16 protein-coding genes are annotated in these 20,060 nt (G+C 40.1%); 13 read left to right on the top strand and 3 right to left on the bottom strand.

What is annotated here, in order from left to right; all coding sequences use genetic code 11:
• The first annotated feature begins 69 nt into the window (after positions 1-69).
• Complete coding sequence (gene rpsO / locus Q0779_RS18435) at positions 70-339, top strand: 30S ribosomal protein S15 (RefSeq protein ID WP_298774920.1); 270 nt, start codon at positions 70-72, stop codon at positions 337-339.
• A 60-nt stretch (positions 340-399) separates the two neighbouring features.
• Here rpsO and Q0779_RS18440 read toward each other — a convergent pair whose 3' ends face one another.
• Positions 400-2,421 carry an EAL domain-containing protein gene (locus Q0779_RS18440; RefSeq protein ID WP_298774888.1) on the bottom strand — a complete coding sequence of 674 codons (2,022 nt, stop codon included), beginning with the start codon at positions 2,419-2,421 and terminating at the stop codon, positions 400-402.
• A 188-nt stretch (positions 2,422-2,609) separates the two neighbouring features.
• Here Q0779_RS18440 and pnp point away from each other — a divergent pair, with 188 nt between their 5' ends.
• From pnp to deoD, 10 genes are all read left to right on the top strand, one after another.
• Complete coding sequence (pnp, locus tag Q0779_RS18445; protein WP_298774890.1) at positions 2,610-4,712, top strand: polyribonucleotide nucleotidyltransferase; 2,103 nt, start codon at positions 2,610-2,612, stop codon at positions 4,710-4,712.
• Between the two features lie 152 nt (positions 4,713-4,864).
• Entirely contained in the window at positions 4,865-5,782 is a 918-nt protein-coding gene (gene nlpI / locus Q0779_RS18450) for a lipoprotein NlpI (RefSeq protein ID WP_298774892.1), read from the top strand.
• Positions 5,783-6,011: 229 nt separating this feature from the next.
• The gene (prfC, locus tag Q0779_RS18455) at positions 6,012-7,592 is read left to right on the top strand and encodes a peptide chain release factor 3 (protein ID WP_298774895.1); all 1,581 of its coding nucleotides are present in this window, start codon (positions 6,012-6,014) and stop codon (positions 7,590-7,592) included.
• Positions 7,593-7,706: 114 nt separating this feature from the next.
• Positions 7,707-8,492, top strand: coding sequence for a TatD family hydrolase (locus Q0779_RS18460; RefSeq protein ID WP_298774896.1), 786 nt, complete (start codon positions 7,707-7,709; stop codon positions 8,490-8,492).
• A 177-nt stretch (positions 8,493-8,669) separates the two neighbouring features.
• Entirely contained in the window at positions 8,670-9,929 is a 1,260-nt protein-coding gene (locus tag Q0779_RS18465; RefSeq protein ID WP_298774898.1) for a NupC/NupG family nucleoside CNT transporter, read from the top strand.
• A gap of 423 nt (positions 9,930-10,352) precedes the next feature.
• Positions 10,353-11,204: an outer membrane protein OmpK gene (locus Q0779_RS18470; protein WP_298774899.1), complete on the top strand. Its 852-nt coding sequence runs from the start codon at positions 10,353-10,355 to the stop codon at positions 11,202-11,204.
• A 488-nt stretch (positions 11,205-11,692) separates the two neighbouring features.
• On the top strand, positions 11,693-12,469 hold the full coding sequence (gene deoC / locus Q0779_RS18475) for a deoxyribose-phosphate aldolase (RefSeq protein WP_298774900.1): 777 nt from the start codon (positions 11,693-11,695) through the stop codon (positions 12,467-12,469).
• A 74-nt stretch (positions 12,470-12,543) separates the two neighbouring features.
• On the top strand, positions 12,544-13,875 hold the full coding sequence (gene deoA / locus Q0779_RS18480; RefSeq protein WP_298774901.1) for a thymidine phosphorylase: 1,332 nt from the start codon (positions 12,544-12,546) through the stop codon (positions 13,873-13,875).
• A 12-nt stretch (positions 13,876-13,887) separates the two neighbouring features.
• On the top strand, positions 13,888-15,108 hold the full coding sequence (locus Q0779_RS18485) for a phosphopentomutase (protein ID WP_298774902.1): 1,221 nt from the start codon (positions 13,888-13,890) through the stop codon (positions 15,106-15,108).
• Between the two features lie 87 nt (positions 15,109-15,195).
• Positions 15,196-15,906 carry a purine-nucleoside phosphorylase gene (deoD, locus tag Q0779_RS18490; RefSeq protein ID WP_298774903.1) on the top strand — a complete coding sequence of 237 codons (711 nt, stop codon included), beginning with the start codon at positions 15,196-15,198 and terminating at the stop codon, positions 15,904-15,906.
• 55 nt (positions 15,907-15,961) lie between these two features.
• Here the strand turns inward: deoD and Q0779_RS18495 are convergent, their stop codons facing one another.
• Positions 15,962-16,681, bottom strand: a complete 720-nt coding sequence (locus Q0779_RS18495) for a YtjB family periplasmic protein (RefSeq protein WP_367180823.1) — start codon at positions 16,679-16,681, stop codon at positions 15,962-15,964.
• 43 nt (positions 16,682-16,724) lie between these two features.
• On the opposite strand from Q0779_RS18495, the gene serB reads away from it, so the two are divergent.
• A complete protein-coding gene (gene serB / locus Q0779_RS18500) occupies positions 16,725-17,705 on the top strand; it encodes a phosphoserine phosphatase SerB (protein ID WP_298774904.1) in 981 nt (326 codons plus the stop codon).
• Between the two features lie 261 nt (positions 17,706-17,966).
• Complete coding sequence (locus Q0779_RS18505) at positions 17,967-18,878, top strand: alpha/beta fold hydrolase (RefSeq protein ID WP_298774905.1); 912 nt, start codon at positions 17,967-17,969, stop codon at positions 18,876-18,878.
• Between the two features lie 8 nt (positions 18,879-18,886).
• Here Q0779_RS18505 and Q0779_RS18510 read toward each other — a convergent pair whose 3' ends face one another.
• The gene (locus tag Q0779_RS18510) at positions 18,887-19,834 is read right to left on the bottom strand and encodes a sulfotransferase (protein ID WP_298774906.1); all 948 of its coding nucleotides are present in this window, start codon (positions 19,832-19,834) and stop codon (positions 18,887-18,889) included.
• Positions 19,835-20,060: the final 226 nt, after the last annotated feature.

Here is a 20,060-nt window from a genome sequence, read left to right on the forward strand (position 1 = left end):
ATAGCGCGCCTGCTTTAGCTGAGTTAGTGATTGGCTAAAGCTTTTTTATATATTATTTTGGAGATAGAAATGTCACTAAGTGTTGAAGCGAAAGCTAAAATCCTAGCTGAATTTGGTCGTGGCGAAAATGACACAGGTTCTACTGAAGTTCAAGTTGCTTTGTTAACTGCACAAATCAACCACCTACAAGGTCACTTCAAAGAGCACATCCATGATCATCATTCACGTCGTGGTTTATTACGTATGGTTAATACCCGTCGTAAGCTTCTAGCATACTTAAAGCGTACAGAAGTTGTACGTTATCAAGAGTTGATCAAGAAGTTAGGTCTACGTCGTTAATCACGATGTAAGATCAAAGAAAAAGGAAGCTTATTCGCTTCCTTTTTTTGTGCCTATGAGCTACCGAATCGCTCCTTCTTTAATGTATATCATTTCAAATTCTTCTTGGGATAAAGGTTGGTTAAAATAATAGCCTTGTCCAGTGTGGCAACCATTGCTTTTTAACCACTCAAACTGTTCGTTATTTTCAATTCCCTCTGCAATGATATGCAGATTCAACTCTCTTCCTAACATTAAGATTGTGGAAGCGAGTGCATTATTTTTGGGGAGATCGATGACAAATTCTCGATCAATTTTCAATGTTGAAATAGGCAAGTGGCGTAAATAAGCCAGTGAAGAGTAACCTGTACCAAAATCATCGAGTGCAATACTGAAACCTGCTTTTTTGAGTTGCTGCAGCTTATAAATGGCCACATCAATGTCGTTCATTAATGAGGTTTCGGTGACTTCAATTTCTAATAAATGGGGCTCAATTTGGTATTGTGTGACCAGTGTTTTGATATCATTTAATAAATTATCATCTTCAAATTGTTGAGTGGAAACATTGACGGCCATAGGGATCGAGCAGTGATAAGTGTTTTGCCAATATTTAATGATCCTGCAGGTTTCTTCAATGACCCATCGGCCAATAGGAATAATGATCCCCGTTTCTTCTGCCACTTGAATGAAAGAGGTTGGCATGATGACACGGTCATTTTTTTTCCAGCGAATGAGGGCTTCACAGCCAATAATTTTTGCTGTGGTTAAGTCAAATTTAGGTTGGAAGTAGAGGATAAATTCTTTGTTTGTGACGGCTTTGTGTAAGGCGCCTTCGGTTTTTAGTCGTAATGATGCTCGCTCTGTCATCTTAGGTTTAAAAAATGCCCATTGATTGGAACCTTTATCTTTCGCGGTATACATTGCAATATCAGCATGACGAATTAAATCTTCTCCATGTTGTCCATCATCAGGATAAATACTGATCCCAATGGATGCAGCAGGATGTATGGTGTGCTCATTAAGCTGTAGAGGTTGGTTTAATTGGGTCATTATATCATCGACAAAATCTGCAGCTTGTTCGGGAGTGTGAACATTTAGCGCTAGAATAGCAAACTCGTCCCCTCCTATTCGTGCCACAGAAGCTTTGTTATCAACAGCTTCAAGTAAGGTTTTAGCGATGCGGGTTAAGAATAAATCGCCAAGAATATGACCTAATGAGTCATTAACATTTTTAAATCTATCTAAATCAATAAAAAAGAAACTAAACTTTTTTTGTTCAGCTTTGGCGTTTTGAATAGCGATGGCGATATTTTCGAGCATGAGTACACGGTTAGGCAGGCTGGTGAGGGGATCGCGAGTTGCCATTTTTTTCAGTTTATTTTGGGTTTGCCCAAATTGAATAAGAATCTGATTTAATTTCGCAATAACTAAACCCAGTTCATCGTTGGCATGCTCTGTTGATGAAGAGAGTAAGTGATGATCTGGCCGTTCGGGGTTAATTTGATCTATATACTCACTTATTTGCGCGATAGGTTTAGTGAGAAAGCGGTGGAAAACGATGGATAAGACTAAAGTGAGCAGTAAGGCTCCCGCTAAGGTCGCCCATAGGCTTAATTGGAGTTGTACAAAAAGATCATGGGTGAGATCTTGGATATCAAAGGTAAAATAGACAGTGCCAATAATGAAGTCTTTGTGGGTGCGCTGTACATATATGGGTGGATAAATGGGTTGAGATAATTCGGCTAGATCGCCAAATAGCTTATCACTTAGGCCAATAAAAAACGTTCTTTCTCCAGTGGGATTGCTGGCTGAGACAAATAATTCGCCATTTTCAAGCTCAATTTTAGAGGATTGGATATGGGGGACTTTTAAAATACCGTTGATGATTTGTTTTGCGAGGTCATCATCTAATACCCAGACGGCATTTGCGATAGGTTCTTCAATTGAGTTGAGTAATTCGCTTTGTTCTTGGATAAGTGAACGTCTTGCATCAACTGCAACAAAAATAATTTCTATTAAAAATATGGCAATAGCGAAAAATAATGCGGTTGTGATAACCAACATTGTTTGTTTCCATGTTAGCGATTTGAACTGACGTTTCATTTTTTGGGGTCCTTTTATTCACCGCTCAATCGACAGATTTTCCATGAATAGCTTCCTTTTGCGTTCAATTTATCACTTTAGAGAAAAGTTCTGCCTTTGTCATTTAATCTCTGCTCTTTATCTATCCAGTCAGAATGAAGTATACTAACGCGCGTAATTAAGGTAATTAAATTTAAGGAATGGTTCACGTGAATCCAATCGTAAAGAGTTTTGAATATGGTCAGCACACAGTCACTTTAGAGACTGGGGTTATTGCACGTCAAGCAGACGCTGCTGTTTTAGCCAGTATGGGCGATACCACAGTCTTGGTTACTGTTGTAGGGAAGAAAGCTGAAGAGCCAGGACGTGACTTTTTCCCTTTAACCGTTAATTACCAGGAAAGGACGTACGCTGCTGGTAAAATCCCAGGTGGTTTCTTCAAACGTGAAGGACGTCCTTCTGAAAACGAAACATTGATTGCGCGTTTGATTGACCGCCCAATTCGTCCATTATTCCCTAATGGTTTTAAAAATGAAGTGCAAGTGGTGATTACTGTTGTATCAGTGGATCCAGAAATTAACCCTGACGTGATTTCAATGATCGGTACCTCTGCTGCGTTATCGATTTCTGGTATTCCGTTCAACGGGCCACTCGGTGTGGCACGTGTTGGCTATGTTAATGGTGAATATGTACTAAATCCTGATATCAGCCAATTGGCAGACAGTGATCTTGATTTAGTGGTTGCAGGTACTGAAGGCGCAGTATTGATGGTTGAATCAGAAGCCGCTTCTTTACCTGAAGAAGTTATGCTAGGTGGTGTTGTTTATGGACACGACCAGCAACAAGTGGTGATTAATGCCGTTAAGGAACTGAAAGCTGAAGCGAGTAAGCCGACTTGGGATTGGACTGCACCGAGCGAAGATCAAGATCTAGTATCAAAAATCCAAGCACTAGCTGAATCGGAATTAACTGCTGCATATCAAATTACGGCTAAGCATGAGCGTCGTGATGCAGTGAGTGCATTAAAGCAAGCAGCTATCGCTAAGCTTGTTGAAGAAAACCCAGAGACTGATTTACGCGAAGCGGACAAGCTACTGGGCAGTTTAGAAAAGAAAGTGGTTCGTAGCCGTATTATTGCGGGTAATCCACGTATTGATGGCCGCGAGCCTGATATGGTGCGTGCACTGAGTGTCATGGCGGGTGTATTACCGAGAACGCACGGTAGCTCTTTGTTTACACGTGGTGAAACTCAAGCATTAGTGACTTGTACATTAGGTACCGAGCGTGATGCACAAAAAATTGATAGCATCATGGGTGAATACACTAACCGCTTTATGCTGCATTATAACTTCCCACCTTATTCTGTGGGTGAAACTGGTATGGTTGGCTCACCAAAGCGTCGTGAAATTGGTCACGGTAAGCTAGCTTGGCGCGGCATGAATGCTGTGATGCCTTCAGCTGAAGAATTCCCATACAGTGTACGTGTTGTGTCAGAAATCACTGAGTCAAATGGTTCAAGTTCAATGGCGTCGGTATGTGGTACTTCATTAGCATTAATGGATGCGGGTGTGCCAATTAAAGCGTCTGTTGCGGGTATTGCAATGGGCCTTGTGAAAGAAGGCGATGACTTTGTTGTTCTTTCAGACATTTTAGGTGATGAAGATCACTTAGGTGACATGGACTTTAAAGTAGCGGGTACCCGTGACGGTATTACTGCTTTACAAATGGATATCAAAATTGAAGGTATCACTAAAGATATTATGCAAATTGCATTGCAACAAGCTTATGGCGCGCGCGTTCATATTCTTAATGTAATGGATCAAGCCATAGGTGAGCACCGTACAGATATCTCAGATCATGCTCCTCGTATTACAAGCTTTAAAATCAATCCAGAAAAAATTCGTGATGTTATCGGTAAAGGTGGAGCGACTATTCGTGCCTTAACTGAAGAAACGGGTACAACGATTGAACTTGAAGATGACGGTACGGTGAAAATTGCCTCTTCAAGTGCTGATGCAACCAAAGAAGCCATACGTCGTATTGAAGAAATTACTGCTGAAGTTGAAGTTGGTACGGTTTATAAAGGGAAAGTGGTTCGTATCGTTGATTTTGGTGCATTTGTTACGATCCTTCCAGGTAAAGATGGTTTAGTGCATATTTCTCAAATTGCTGAAGAACGTGTCGCGAATGTGTCTGATTACTTAGAAGTGGGTCAAGAAGTTGACGTGAAAGTGATGGAAGTGGACCGTCAAGGTCGCGTGAGATTGTCAATGAAAGAAGCGCAACCTAAAGCGGAAGCGCCTGCTGAGTAATCAATAAGTAGTTTTAATGATAAGGAGACGTTAGCGTCTCCTTTTTTGTGCCTAAAATTAAATAATTGCTACGGATTGTCATGACTTTCATAGCTCTTAAGCATAGGGGTTGCTATGATTGATGCAATGAGCAAACAAACAAGGTTAAATGGATGAATCAAAAAATGCGAGCTGCTGCAGTTATCGCCATGATGGGGATGAGCTTTTTATTAACGGCCTGTGTGTCTACAGCAGATAAAGTAGACAGTCAAACTGGTCGGTTATTGGTTGCGCCGGTCCATCCGGATTATAAACTTGAAATTACTTTAGCGAAGCTAAATGAGATTTTAGCGAAAGCGGAACTATCGGATGCTCAGCGAGCACGTTTTTACTATGACCGAGGTGTCATCTATGATCGTGTTGGTCTACGTATATTAGCTCGTATTGATTTTATGCAAGCCTTAAAGATACAACCTAGTTTGGCAGATGCTTATAATTTCTTGGGGATATATGATACTCAAGAAGGCGAATATGAAGCTGCTTACGAAGCTTTTGATGCTGCTTTAGAGTTAGAACCAAGCTATGAGTACGCCTATTTGAACAGAGGGATTGCGTTATATTATGGCGGACGTGCTCAATTAGCGACTGATGATATGGAGCTATTTTATGCTGCTAATCTAAAAGATGGTTATCGTGCATTGTGGTTATATTTAGCCGAGCGTAAAGTCGACCCGATAAAAGCGATGACCCGCATGCAGCATAATCGTCAGCATTTGGCTAATAATGCTTGGTCAACGATATTGGTGGATTATTATTTGGGTAAAGTCAGTAAAGAGACCGTATTTGCAGACGCAAAAAAAGGGTTAACTTACCCTAATGAATATGCTGAACGTCTGTGTGAAGCCTATTTTTATATGGCAAAAATGGCATTGGTTGAAGGAAAAACAATTGATGCAGCCAATTATTTCAGATTGGCTTTAGCCACCAATATTTATGATTTTATAGAATATCGTTATTCTCGTTTAGAGCTGGCTAGAATTGGTGAGATGTTAAGTAAGCAAGCTGAAAAAACTGAAGTCGGTCAACAGTAAGTGAGCAGTGTTAACTAACTCTTATTGGCGTCAATGGGAGTTGGTTAATATTATTTGTGCAATAAATTGATTTTTTTATGTATACATTGCTTCTATTGTTCTCTTCTTTCAATGTGATTCAAGTTACTTGAATTGCTTTGGCTGTAAAATCTTGCTCCTTCGGTAGTCTTTCGGTGAGGGAGCGGCTATAATTGCCGCCTTTGTGAACTCCATGAATTTCAAGGTTAACATGTCAGCCAATAAAGTTGAGGTCGATAAGCGTCGCACGTTTGCGATTATTTCTCACCCCGATGCGGGTAAAACGACCATTACAGAAAAAGTGCTTTTATTCGGAAATGCACTTCAAAAAGCAGGAACGGTAAAAGGAAAGAAATCAGGTCAGCATGCGAAATCTGACTGGATGGAAATGGAAAAAGATCGTGGTATTTCCATTACGACTTCTGTTATGCAGTTTCCTTATAATGATGCCTTGATCAATTTATTGGATACGCCCGGTCACGAAGACTTCTCTGAGGACACCTATCGTACATTAACTGCAGTCGATTCTTGTTTAATGGTCATTGATTCGGCAAAAGGGGTTGAACAACGTACGATTAAACTCATGGAAGTGACTCGGCTGCGCGATACGCCCATTGTGACTTTTATGAATAAACTCGATCGTGACATTCGCGATCCTATTGATTTGATGGATGAAGTCGAAGATGTGCTTAATATCGCCTGTGCGCCTATTACTTGGCCCATCGGTGCGGGTAAAGAATTTAAAGGAATTTATCATTTGCTTCGTGATGAAGTGATCTTATACCAAAATGGTATGGGGCATACCATTCAAGATTCAAGAATAATAAAAGGTTTGAATAATCCAGAATTGGATGAGGCACTTGGTAGCTATGCTGACGAATTACGTGATGAAATGGAGTTAGTGGCTGGTGCATCACATGAATTCAATTTAGCGGCTTTTCTCAAAGGTGAGCTGACGCCTGTTTTCTTTGGTACCGCATTAGGTAACTTTGGTGTTAATCATATTTTAGATGGTATTGCGCAGTGGGCCCCGACACCGCAAGCACGTGAAACAGAAGTACGCAGTGTTGAACCTTATGAAGAAAAATTCAGTGGATTTGTATTTAAAATTCAAGCCAACATGGATCCTAAACATAGAGATAGAGTCGCCTTTATGCGTATATGCTCAGGCAAATATGAGCAAGGCATGAAAATGCGACACGTTCGTCTTGGTAAAGATGTGAATGTGAGTGATGCATTGACCTTTATGGCGGGGGATCGTAATCGTGCAGAAGCGGCTTATCCCGGTGACATTATTGGTTTACATAACCACGGAACCATTCGTATTGGTGATACTTTTACCCAAAACGAGACGCTTCGTTTTACTGGGATCCCTAATTTTGCCCCTGAAATGTTTCGCCGTATTCGCTTAAAAGATCCGTTAAAACAAAAGCAGTTATTAAAAGGGTTAGTGCAGTTATCTGAAGAAGGTGCGGTACAAGTTTTTCGTCCACTCGATACCAACGATTTGATTGTTGGGGCCGTTGGAGTACTGCAATTTGAAGTGGTTGTCGGTCGCTTAAAGTCTGAGTACAAAGTTGAGGCGATTTATGAAGCCATTAGCGTGGCGACTGCGCGTTGGGTTTATTGCGATGATGAAAGAAAGCTTGAAGATTTTAGGCGTAAATGCAGTGCTAACCTCGCACTGGATGGCGGTGATAACCTCACTTACATTGCGCCGACTATGGTTAACTTAAATTTATCCATGGAGCGTTATCCTGATATTGAGTTTGCCAAAACACGGGAAAATTAATGTCGCATCTATATTGAATTAAAAACAGAGCAATATTGCTCTGTTTTTGTTTATGGCGCATATTTTGTGGAAGTCAGGTTTGTCCTGTTGCATCCTTGAAAAGGAGTCATCACCATGTCAAAACACTATTCTCTTATTGATAGTCATATCCATTTAGACTTTGATGTGTTTGATGAACACAGAGCGCAGCTGTTTCAACAAATGCACCAAGAAGGTTTAAGCAACATTGTAATAGCGGGTGTTTCTTCCTTGCATTGGGAAAAGCAATTGAAGGTGGCTAATGACTATCATTGTTTTTTTGCCTTAGGTCTTCACCCATGGTATTTGACTTTCGAAAACAGTGTAAGTGATCTCGAAGCACTGGAACAATTACTTGACAGAAATAAGCTAAATAATAGGTTAGTGGCATTAGGTGAATGTGGGTTAGACAAACGATGTCAAACGGATTGGCAGCTTCAGTTAAGGGTATTTCATCAACAAATTGCCTTAGCAAAAGACTATGATTTACCTCTAATGTTACATTCTGTTAAATCAGATGGTGAAATGTTGTCTATATTAAAGTCTGTTAAGCATCAAAATACAGGGGTGATCCATGGCTTTTCTGGCGCGCCTGAAGTCGCGAAAGCCTATTTTGCATTGGGCTATAAATTAGGTATAGGCCCACTTTTACTGAATAGTAACGCTAAAAAACTTCGAAAAACCGTTCATGAATTACCCTTAAATGCCTTTGTTATTGAGACGGACTTGAGTCAAGAAGCGTCAATAAAATTACCATACAGTACAAATATTGCACATATTTTACATTCAATTATTATTGAAATGGCGAAAATTCATAAAAAATCACCTGTTCTTATTTCGAAACAAATTTATAGAAATACTTGTAAACTCTATAATATCTAATAACTTGTTTTTATATAATGCTTTGCTAATTTTGTTGCTTTTGTCATGTTAATGAAATAAAGCGTCAAAAAATTGATCTAAACAGGGTTTTTCCCTGTTTGCTCGGGTATAATCCTTGCTGGAAAAAGGTTGATTAACAACATAATTAAAAAAATGTTAACAATAGGGTGATGGTTAATGAATATACTTATGAGCTTAGTAGGGGTGTTCACCTTACTTTTGATTGGCTTTTTGTTATCGAATAACAAAAAAGCAATCAACAAGCGCACTGTCTTTGGTGCGTTAGCGATTCAAGCCGCCTTTGGTGGTTTTGTATTATATGTTCCAGTGGGTAAAGACATACTTAAAGCTGTGTCTGATAAAGTATCGAGTGTAATAGGCTACGCGTCTGACGGTATTGGATTCTTATTTGGTGATTTAGCTCACTTTAAATTAGGCTTCATTTTCGCTGTAAACGTATTACCTGTTATTATCTTTTTCTCTTCTCTTATTGCCGTTCTTTATTATTTGGGCATCATGCAGTGGATTATTCGAATCATTGGTGGTGGATTACAAAAAGCACTTGGCACCAGTCGCACAGAGTCTATGTCTGCGACGGCAAATATTTTTGTGGGTCAAACAGAAGCGCCATTAGTCGTGCGTCCTTTTATCGCGACTATGACAAACTCTGAGTTGTTTGCCATTATGGTAGGTGGCCTTGCATCCATTGCCGGTTCTGTTTTAGCGGGTTACGCGCAAATGGGTGTGCCTATTGAGTTCCTTGTGGCAGCCTCTTTCATGGCAGCGCCAGGTGGCCTGTTAATGGCTAAGTTGATGCACCCTGAAACGGAAACACCTAAAAATGATATGGACGAGTTACCAGAAGATCCTGATAAGCCAGCCAATGTGATTGATGCGGCTGCAGCAGGTGCATCTTCAGGTATGCATTTAGCCTTGAACGTAGGTGCAATGCTACTGGCGTTCGTTGGTTTGATTGCCATGTTAAACGGCATCATTGGTGGCGTAGGTGGTTGGTTTGGTATCGAAGGGCTAACGTTAGAGCTTATTTTAGGTTATGTTTTCATGCCATTGGCTTTCTTAATTGGTGTACCTTGGAATGAAGCTTTGGTTGCAGGTTCATTTATTGGACAAAAAATTGTCGTCAATGAATTTGTTGCTTACCTAAACTTTGTGCCTTATCTAAAAGATGTTGCTGATGGCGGTATGGTTGTTGCTGAAACAGGTCTGCCAATGACAGCAAGAACACAAGCGATTATTTCATTCGCCTTGTGTGGTTTTGCAAACCTTTCTTCCGTTGCCATCATTTTAGGTGGTTTAGGTGCAATGGCACCAAATCGTCGCCATGATTTAGCAAGATTAGGGATCCGTGCGGTTATCGCTGGTTCCTTATCTAACCTAATGAGTGCAACGTTGGCGGGTCTTTTCCTTGCAATGTAATCCCGATTGGGTGTTTGTGTAAGGTGATTAATATTGGCTCTCTATTTTGATAAATCCATAGGATCCATATCAAGTTAAAGAGTCAATATTTACTCAATCGTTTTCCATTTTAAATGTTAACAATATTATTAAACCTTTATGGTTTGCTTATGGCTAAATTAGTTAGAGCTAAACAGGTTTTGAATTTAACATGCTGATAAAAAAAGAGATTTTTTAATTAAAAAAAGTGTTTTTTTCTGTAAATAATGTTGTGATCATGATTTTTTTAAGTAAAATAAAGCACAATAAAATAAGAACTGACGTTATCAAAATGAGCAGTCAACTTTTATGATTTCGGTCTCAACCGAAATAAAAGTAATAACAATTATAAAAAATGCTGACTCTTCAAAGAAAGAGCGGTAAACCATAATAATGGGGTTGATGATGAAAAATATTAAAACACTTGCCTTAGCGGCAACTGCAGCTGTGGCTGTCTCTGCGCCAAGTTTCGCAACCGATTACGGCGATGATATTCATAAAAATGATTACAAATGGCTTCAATTTAATGCCATGTATTCGGTAGGTGAAAGACCTGTACCGACAAGTGATGGAAATAATAATCATCATAACTACCTAGAAATGGAATTTGGCGGCCGCTCGGGGATTGTGGATCTATACGGTTATGTGGATATTTTTAATCTAGGTAATGAAACCAGCGAAAACGGCGATAAAAACCCAGGCTCTGGTACCAGTAAATTATTCATGAAGTTTGCCCCACGTTTATCTCTAGATGCGATTACAGGTAAAGATTTATCTTTCGGTCCTGTACAAGAGTTGTATTTTGCCACTCTGTTTAACTGGGATGGCCTAAATGGAGAAGGAGTAAATACCTCATTTTGGGGATTAGGCGCTGATGTCATGGTGCCTTGGTTGGGTAAAACTGGCATGAACCTGTATGCTCACTACAACTTAAATACTAAAGAATGGAATGGTTATCAGTTCTCAGCCAACTGGTTTAAACCTTTCGTGAACTTTGATAACGGTAGCTTCTTAGCCTTTCAAGGTTACTTAGATTGGCAGTTTGGTGCTGACTCAACTTATACCGATACTGGTAGCCAAATTTTGACATCTCAGGGTGGTAACATCTTCTTCGGTCTATATTGGCACAGTGATCGTTATGCACTGGGTTATGGTCTAAAAGGCTTCAAAGATGTTTATTTATTGGCTGATAATGGGGCTACTGGTTTAGATTCAACAGGTTGGTCACATTACTTCAGTGCGACTTACAAGTTCTAATCACGTGTAAGTGGTTAGCAGAAAAGCCGTGTCTAACACGGCTTTTTAATTTTGTTAGTTGGGTCACAGTTCAATGGGGTAAAATGAGTTGTAATGCGCCAGAGACGAGTTTTTATTGAATAGGTTTTTTATGGATGTTATCCATTATAGTGAAAAACCTATTGACTAAGAATTAATGTTTTACGTTAAATGGAATTTTTCGGTCCTTAAGATTTCATCTGAGATCTTTGCTTTTCGATCTTCAAGGAACCAAGTCGTTTATTGATTTATTGAACGATCCAGGTTGTATCCGTAGCGCACTCAACATCGCTATGCCTTGCTTATGCATAATGTACACTCTAATAATTTTCGATTGCAGCAGAATTTGGCATTAATAATAATGACAAATTGCCTGTGTTTTCTGTTGCTTTCAGATGATGGATTTTACTCATAGGGCTTATGGCCTTATGAACCAATTTACTCATTTTAATTTATTTCGGAGCACGATTATGAGCGATTTAAAACAAGCAGCCCAAACTGCCATTCAATTAATGGATTTAACCAGCCTAAACGATGATGATACCGATCAAGTGATTATTGATTTGTGCCATAAAGCCTTAACGCCAGCAGGCCATACGGCAGCCATTTGTATCTATCCACGTTTTATTCCCATAGCTCGAAAAACACTCAATGAATTGGGGGCAGAAGATATCCGTATTGCGACGGTCACGAATTTTCCCCATGGTAATGATGATATTGCCATTGCAGTATTAGAAACTCGCGCAGCTGTGGCTTATGGAGCCGACGAAGTGGATGTGGTATTTCCTTATCGTGCCTTAATGGAAGGTAATGAAACACTAGGTTTTGAGCTTGTAAAAGCCTGTAAAGAAGCCTGCGCTGATGAGGTTAAACTTAAAGTCATCATAGAATCAGGGGTACTTGAAAAGCCAGATTTAATTCGCCGAGCGTCAGAGCTGTCTATTGATGCAGGTGCCGATTTTATCAAAACCTCAACCGGCAAAGTAGCAGTCAATGCCACTCTCGAAGCGGCAGAGATCATGATGACGGTGATCAGTGAGAAAAACCCTCAAGTGGGCTTTAAGCCAGCAGGTGGTGTACGTGATGCTGCGGCTGCAAAAGCATTTTTAGCCTTGTCTGAGCAAATCTTAGGTAAAGATTGGGCAACGCCTGAGACGTTTCGTTTTGGTGCATCCAGCTTATTAAGCAATTTATTAACAACATTAGATTTAGCCTCGGCAACGGATCTGTCTCAAAGCGGATATTAGAGAGATTTATTGATAAGAGCGTGGACTCTATCCAGTCGAAATGACTTTGTTATTCATAACAAGGGGGGGTAAATATGTTGTTAGCACAAGAAATCATCAGAAAGAAGCGTAATAGGCAAATTCTGTCCCAAGAAGAAATTGCTTTTTTTGTTAATGGGATCAGCAACAATACCATTTCTGAGGGACAAATTGCCGCTTTGGGCATGGCTGTTTATTTTAATGATATGAACATGGATGAGCGGATCGCGTTAACCCAAGCGATGCGAGATTCAGGAGATGTGCTTAATTGGCAAAGTTTACACCTTGATGGTCCAGTTGTTGATAAACATAGCACAGGTGGTGTGGGCGATTTAGTCAGTCTTGTGTTAGGGCCTATGGTTGCGGCTTGTGGTGGCTATGTGCCTATGATCTCTGGTCGAGGATTGGGTCATACGGGGGGAACACTGGACAAACTTGATGCGATTCCAGGCTACCAGACCGAACCTGATAGCGGCTTATTTCGACGGCTGGTAAAAGAGGTCGGGGTGGCCATAATAGGCCAAACTGAAGATTTAGTGCCCGCGGACAAACGGTTTTATTCGATTCGTGATAATACGGCGACGGTGGAATCAATTTCATTGATCACGGCTTCTATTTTATCAAAAAAGTTAGCGGCAGGTTTAGATGCGTTAGTGATGGATGTCAAAGTCGGTAATGGCGCTTTTATGCCCACTTATGAGGCATCTGAACAGCTTGCACGCAGTATTACCCAAGTGGCCAATGGCAGTGGTACGCAAACCAGTGCGTTGCTAACCAATATGGATCAAGTACTTGCCACTTGTGCCGGTAACGGCTTAGAAGTGAAAGAAGCGGTGGACTTTTTAACAGGAACGTATCGACATCCTCGTCTCTTTGAGGTGACCATGGGTTTATGCACCGAAATGCTGCTGTTAGGCGGATTAGCCTGCAATGAAGCGCAAGCTCGTGTTAAACTAAATGCTGTACTCGATAATGGTATGGCAGCAGAGATTTTTGCGCGCATGGTGTCAGGTCTCGGTGGTCCCAGTGACTTTGTTGAGCACTCAGAGCGTTATTTACCGCAATCAAGTATTATTCGTCCTGTTTATGCTAAAAAATCTGGATTTTTGGCGGCAATGGATACACGGCAATTAGGCTTAGCGGTTGTTAATTTAGGGGGCGGGCGTCATCGGCTCGGCGATGTATTAGATTACAGCGTGGGTTTATCCAAAGTGGCTTCCCTTGGGGAGGCGATGACGTTAGACACCCCGCTTGCTTTTGTCCATGCTCAGTCAAAAGAGGCCTTTTTGCAGGCTGAACAAGCTGTACAGCAAGCTATGATGATTAGTGAAGAAAAGCCTGATTTGGCTCCTGAAATTTATCGTTATATTCGTCAGTCGGATGTATAACGGAGTAAGATTATGAAACGTACATTTATTTTAATGCTGGACTCGTTCGGTATTGGTGCTGCAAGTGATGCAGCTCAATTTGGTGATATCGGCTCGGATACTTTTGGACATATTGCCAAAGAGTGTGCCGAAGGGCGTGCCAATGTGGGGCGAGAGGGCCCGCTTAAGTTACCTAACCTTACTCGTTTAGGCTTAGCCCATGCGTCTAAAGAAAGTGTTGGCGATTTTCCAGCAGGTTTTGAACAATGTGCCGATGTAGATGTTATCGGGACTTATGGTTTTGCCGATGAACTCAGTTCTGGAAAAGATACACCCAGTGGTCATTGGGAAATGGCAGGCGTACCTGTCTTGTACGATTGGGGATATTTTACGGATTTAACGAACTCTTTTCCCAAAGCGCTGACGGATGATATTCTGGCAAAGGCCGGTTTGTCAGACTTTTTAGGAAACTGCCATGCATCGGGTACCACGATTTTAGAGCAGTTGGGTGAAGAGCATATGCGGACTGGAAAGCCGATTTTCTATACGTCTGCCGATTCTGTGTTTCAAATAGCCTGCCATGAAGAGACCTTTGGCTTAGAAAATCTTTACACCCTTTGTCAAATTGTGCGCGACGCCTTGAGTGATTATAATATTGGCCGAGTGATTGCGCGCCCCTTTGTTGGCACAGGTTCCGATGATTTTGCGCGTACGGGAAATCGTCGTGATTATTCTGTCAAGCCACCTTCAAAAACCGTATTGGATAAATTGAAGGATGCGAATGGAGAAGTGGTAAGTGTCGGGAAAATTGCTGACATTTATGCCCATTGTGGGATCACCAAAAAAGTCAAGGCGACGGGACTCGAAGCATTATTTGATGCAACGCTTGAAGAGATTAAACTGGCGACAGACAAAAGCATTGTGTTTACTAATTTTGTCGATTTTGATTCCCATTATGGTCATCGCCGCGATGTGGCGGGTTATGCAAAAGCATTAGAATATTTTGATGCTCGTCTACCTGAGTTGCTGGCATTACTCAATGATGATGATTTGCTTTTGTTGACGGCAGATCATGGTTGCGATCCTACTTGGCCGGGCAGCGATCATACTCGTGAGAGAGTACCTGTTTTGGCCTATGGCGGTGGATTGACTGCGGGTTCTATCGGTCTTAGAAGCAGCTTTGCCGATATGGGGCAGTCTATTGCAACCTATTTTGATTTATCACCGATGGACTATGGTAAATCTTTTATTTAATTGACTAACATTATGATTGTATAAGCTTAGTGAGCAAGGGTTATACAATCAAAAGACTTATATTTTTTACTATTAGAGGTTATATCCATGGCGACACCACATATCAATGCTGTAGACGGTGCTTTTGGCGAAACAGTATTGTTTCCTGGCGATCCATTACGTGCAAAATACATTGCAGAAACATTTTTAGAAGATGTAGAGCAAGTCACTGATGTTCGTAATATGCTTGGTTTTACTGGTACTTATAAAGGAAAACGTATTTCTATTATGGGTTCTGGCATGGGGATCCCTTCATGTTCAATTTATGCCACTGAGTTGATTAAAGACTACGGCGTTAAAAATTTAATTCGTATTGGTACTTGCGGCGCGATTAGCACAGATGTAAAAGTACGTGATGTGATTATTGCTATGGGCGCATGTACTGATTCAAATGTGAATCGCTTGCGTTTCAAAGGCAATGACTTTGCTGCTATTTGTGATTATAGCCTGCTTTCTGCTGTTGCAGATTCAGCTAAAGCTAAAGGTATTAATACGCGTATCGGTAATGTTTTTACTGCGGATCTATTTTATACGCCTGATCCACAGATGTTTGATGTGATGGAGAAAATGGATATTCTAGGCGTTGAAATGGAAGCGGCAGGTCTTTATGGTGTCGCTAAAGAGTTTGGTGCTAAAGCCTTGTGTGTAGTGACGGTATCAGATCATATCCGTACCGGTGAGGTGACTTCTTCTGATGAGCGTCAAACAACATTCAATGACATGATTGAAATGACGTTAGAAGCGGCTATTACGTTGTAATTGTTATATAGTGAAGATGGCATGAGCCATCTTCACTTGTGTACTTTCACTTTATTCATTTATCCTGCTTGTCCTGCTTGTCCTGCTTATCCTGCTTATTCTGCTTGGAGCCTGATTGTTTCCTTAATCGCTTAATTAATTTGAGCCGGGCTTTACGTCTATCAACATAGACACGTTTATAAGAGAGTGAGCGTGACAGCAACATTCCGATAATTCCTGCAATGAGCAGCATAATTTGTTGTTGTTCCATATTAAGCTCATGAGCCGCTTTGATGTCATTCAGAAAAGAGTTAGGTGTAAGTCTTAATTCGATATAACCTAAGTTCTCATTGTCTTGTAATATAGGCTCTACATAAGGAGGATAGCTATTCAGTATACTCGTGAGTGTATGAGAGTTAGGGCTTAATGGGGTGTCACTGACTTGCTGAGCAAATGCGAGCCGAACACCATCATGGTTAAAAATACTGGCGGACATGACTTTAGGATCTTGGATCAAGGCATTCGCTAACCAGTTTAATTGCTGTTTATCGTTCAATTTAAGTGCAGGTGCGGCCGCGTAGGCTGTTTGTTGTATAAATAAACGTGCCATCTTTTCTGTTTGGGACTTTAGAAGCTGTTGACCTTGTAGTAGGCTTGTTTCCCAGAGTTGAAACAAACTAATCATCAACAGGACCGCTATGATGATCTGAATAAGTCGACTAATTCTGTGGCTCTTTTTTAAACCTTTAAGAAAAAACACGCCGCGCCTTAATTTATTGTATGCAAATTCCATCATAAATGATTTTGCAATACCTCGATAGTTGGAGAGAAATAAAGTAATGAAAAGTTTGACTGAAGCATCCTTGTTACCTTGGTTACGGGATACGACTGTGTCTCAATGTGTGATTAATGACGTCCATTTTACTCGTTATGAGGAAGCTGGTTTTCCTACAAGGGCATTCAGATATCGTGTTATTTTTCAAACTTCAAAAGATGAAAGTATGTTGCTGCAATGGCTTGTAGGGATAAATCAAGCTATTTCAATGGCTGTTATTGAAAGGCTGTCTCAGTATCATTGTGTTGAAATTGCGCTAGAAGTTGCATTAACTGATAGGGTATTGAATACATTTCCGTCTGACAATACGATTGAATTATTTAGCTTACCCAATAAGTTGCCATTATTAAACCAAGCGGGCGTTTTGGTAATGGATATGGATTCGACGGCTATTCAAATAGAATGTATTGATGAGCTAGCTAAAATGGCGGGGGTAGGGAAGGCTGTAAGTGAAGTGACCGAAAGAGCGATGCAAGGAGAACTCGATTTTGAAGAAAGTTTGCGAGCGCGCGTCGCGCAGCTGAAAGGGGCAAAAGCCAGTATTATAGCAACATTATGCCAACGTTTACCGCTCATGCCGGGATTAGTGGATATGGTGGAAGAGCTTAAATCTCATGGCTGGTACGTCGTTTTGGCGTCAGGTGGTTTTACGGCGTTCGTTGAACATTTAAAAAATGAGCTGGATCTTGATGCTGCATTTGCTAATAAATTAGTCATTGAAAATGAGCTGTTAACGGGTGAGGTAAATGGGCAGGTAGTGGATGCACAATTTAAGGCGAATACTTTAGATATGTGTGCAAAAAGGTGGAAGATAGAGTCTGGCCAACGCTTAGCGATTGGCGATGGGGCGAATGATATTCCTATGATCCAAGCTGCTGACTTTGGTATTGCTTTCCATGGTAAACCTAAATTGACACAAGCCGCTGATGTTGCCATCCATAAAATGGATTTAAAGGCGTTGCCTTTTTTATTGCTTTTAGCTTGAATTCACGCCCAAACTTGGGTTGTAAATGGTTTGGGCTATGTTTAATTTTATGCGTATAAACAATATGATACAGTTTTTTTAGTTTTAAGGTAGACTAAAAAGCTCTGTTTGAATAATGAATTTATGTTGTTGAAATTATTATAAGTTAATGACAGTGCTTGTTTGTTGTTTTTTATTTATCTAAATTAGAGTCATTGCTCTTGTTTTTGTTTTATTAACTCAGTAACTTAGTTATAAAATTTTTGCGGTTAGTGTTAAATTGTGAACATAAATCAACAATCCTTATTTATTCCTTATCATACAGGTCATTTGCATTTACGGCAGATTATGCCATTTAAGCAGAGCAAACATCCGATCCCTATTTTGATGTTACACGGTGCCATCTCCAATGGTAGAGTTTTTTATAGTGAGTCAAATAAAGGGCTTGCTAGTTATTTAGCCAGTCGAGGTTTTATCGTTTATGTGATGGATATTGAAGGGCGCGGGAAAAGTGCACCTAAACTTGGTCGAGGCTCTCATTTGGGGCAAGGAGAAGTGATCAGAGAGCAGCTGCCTCTAATACAGCAATATATTCTAACTCAACACCCTGAAATTAGCCAAGTGCATTGGTGTGGCCACTCATGGGGCGGTGTATTAATGGCGAGTGCGATCGCTCGTTATGGCTATTTTCAACGGAATGTGGCTTCATTGGTGACTTTTGGCAGTAAACGAAAAGTGAATGTTAACTCCTTAAGAAAGTGGCTAGTGATCACATTCGGCTGGGGATATTTAGCGCGCTTTATTGCATGGAGGAAAGGGTATTTTCCGGCAGAAAAATGGCGAGTAGGCATGGATAGTGAGAGTCAAACTTCGCTGAAGCAAAGTATTCAATGGGTCAATGGTGACTGGATCGATACTGATGATGGTTTCGATTATGCCAAAGCTGCACAAAAAACCCAGTGGCCTAAAACATGGTTTATTGCAGGACAAGGCGATAAAGTGCTCGGTCATCCTGCTGATGTGGAAAGTATGATCAAGGAGTGCCAATTTCAAGAACCCCATTATACTCTCTTAGCCAAAAAGGAAGGTTTTAAGCATGATTATGATCATGCTGGAATGTTAATCCATCAAGATATTGCAAAAGAGTTCTTTCCTAGTGTTAGTGATTGGTATCAACAGTTTAGTACTATTTGAACGACAATTTAGCGCCCTTTTTTAAAGCGACTTATACAAGTTGCGATCATACTTGGACGATTTTTTTTAAGTGTCTTTTCTATATCACTATATTGATAGCCCATTTGACTTAAGGTCTCGGTTCCTAAAATATCTAAATATTTTTTAGAATAGTTCCAGATTTTTGGATGGGATAAGTATTTTTCCCATTCTGTTGTCATATTTGCTGCAGGTTTATTATGATCGTATATGAACTTATCGCCGGTTTTCCATTGGCTAGCTTGATTATACTTGAGCATATTGCTTTCAAAATCAAGTGATAAATATGTACTTAATCGGTTCAACGTTGCTTCTGGAGAGGTCACAAGATCTTCATATTTAACCGAAATAGCATTATCACCAATGAGCTTTTGCCCTGCTAATAATGCTGAAGGCACTATCTCTAAATCATCATTGGGAAAAGGGGGCTTATAGTGTGTCCAGTTACGCGTAATCGATGAGAGAACGGCTAATGGGTTTCTAAATAAAAAAATATATTTTGCTTTGGGGAATGATTGATAGAGCTCAGGAATAAAGTAGGCGTAACGTGGGGTTTTATCAAGAAAGTAAATCTTTTTCGAGTGTGACAGTCTTGCGTTATAAATATGGTTAAACATGAACCTCATTCCTTCAAAATAATGAGACTGACCACTGGGAAAAGAGTCTAGAAATATTTTTGTATCTTCTCTTGAATATTTTAGTTCGTAGCTATCTTTTTCACGCCAAGGTTTTGAAATGGTCATTAATGCTGTTTGTAATAAGCGAGTTTCACCTAAAGCATCGATATCGGAATGACCTTCTAGTAACCGAGTCAGTAATGTTGAGCCAGTACGAGGCTGACTGAGTATGAAAATGAGCTGTTCACCAAAATTATTTTTTATATCATTACTTTGCTGACTTTTATTTCCTGTGGCAGTTTTTTTTAGAGTAGGGTCCAAAGTTTAGCCTCATAGTATAAAAATATTGTTTACAAGTATTAACTTTATTTAATTTTCATTTTGAACATTTCTATTGAATCATTCAATTATTTTTATCTTTCTTTACTTATACGTGTCAAAATTATAGATATAACCGCTTTATTCATGTTTTATGTTTTCAGTTTGTTGATAAAGTGCTTGTCTTTTGGTTTTGTAAGTTAATATGAATAATACTATTTACTTTATT

Origin of the sequence: uncultured Shewanella sp., from assembly GCF_947491715.1 — a bacterium.
GTDB lineage: Bacteria > Pseudomonadota > Gammaproteobacteria > Enterobacterales > Shewanellaceae > Shewanella.

Bases quoted from the DNA above. Each gene is read 5' to 3' on its own strand.
- rpsO (WP_298774920.1), top strand. From the start codon at position 70: ATGTCACTAAGTGTTGAAGCGAAAGCTAAAATCCTAGCTGAATTTGGT.
- Q0779_RS18440 (WP_298774888.1), bottom strand. From the start codon at position 2,421: ATGAAACGTCAGTTCAAATCGCTAACATGGAAACAAACAATGTTGGTT.
- nlpI (WP_298774892.1), top strand. From the start codon at position 4,865: ATGAATCAAAAAATGCGAGCTGCTGCAGTTATCGCCATGATGGGGATG.
- prfC (WP_298774895.1), top strand. From the start codon at position 6,012: ATGTCAGCCAATAAAGTTGAGGTCGATAAGCGTCGCACGTTTGCGATT.
- Q0779_RS18460 (WP_298774896.1), top strand. From the start codon at position 7,707: ATGTCAAAACACTATTCTCTTATTGATAGTCATATCCATTTAGACTTT.
- Q0779_RS18465 (WP_298774898.1), top strand. From the start codon at position 8,670: ATGAATATACTTATGAGCTTAGTAGGGGTGTTCACCTTACTTTTGATT.
- Q0779_RS18470 (WP_298774899.1), top strand. From the start codon at position 10,353: ATGAAAAATATTAAAACACTTGCCTTAGCGGCAACTGCAGCTGTGGCT.
- deoC (WP_298774900.1), top strand. From the start codon at position 11,693: ATGAGCGATTTAAAACAAGCAGCCCAAACTGCCATTCAATTAATGGAT.
- deoA (WP_298774901.1), top strand. From the start codon at position 12,544: ATGTTGTTAGCACAAGAAATCATCAGAAAGAAGCGTAATAGGCAAATT.
- Q0779_RS18485 (WP_298774902.1), top strand. From the start codon at position 13,888: ATGAAACGTACATTTATTTTAATGCTGGACTCGTTCGGTATTGGTGCT.
- deoD (WP_298774903.1), top strand. From the start codon at position 15,196: ATGGCGACACCACATATCAATGCTGTAGACGGTGCTTTTGGCGAAACA.
- Q0779_RS18495 (WP_367180823.1), bottom strand. From the start codon at position 16,681: ATGATGGAATTTGCATACAATAAATTAAGGCGCGGCGTGTTTTTTCTT.
- serB (WP_298774904.1), top strand. From the start codon at position 16,725: ATGAAAAGTTTGACTGAAGCATCCTTGTTACCTTGGTTACGGGATACG.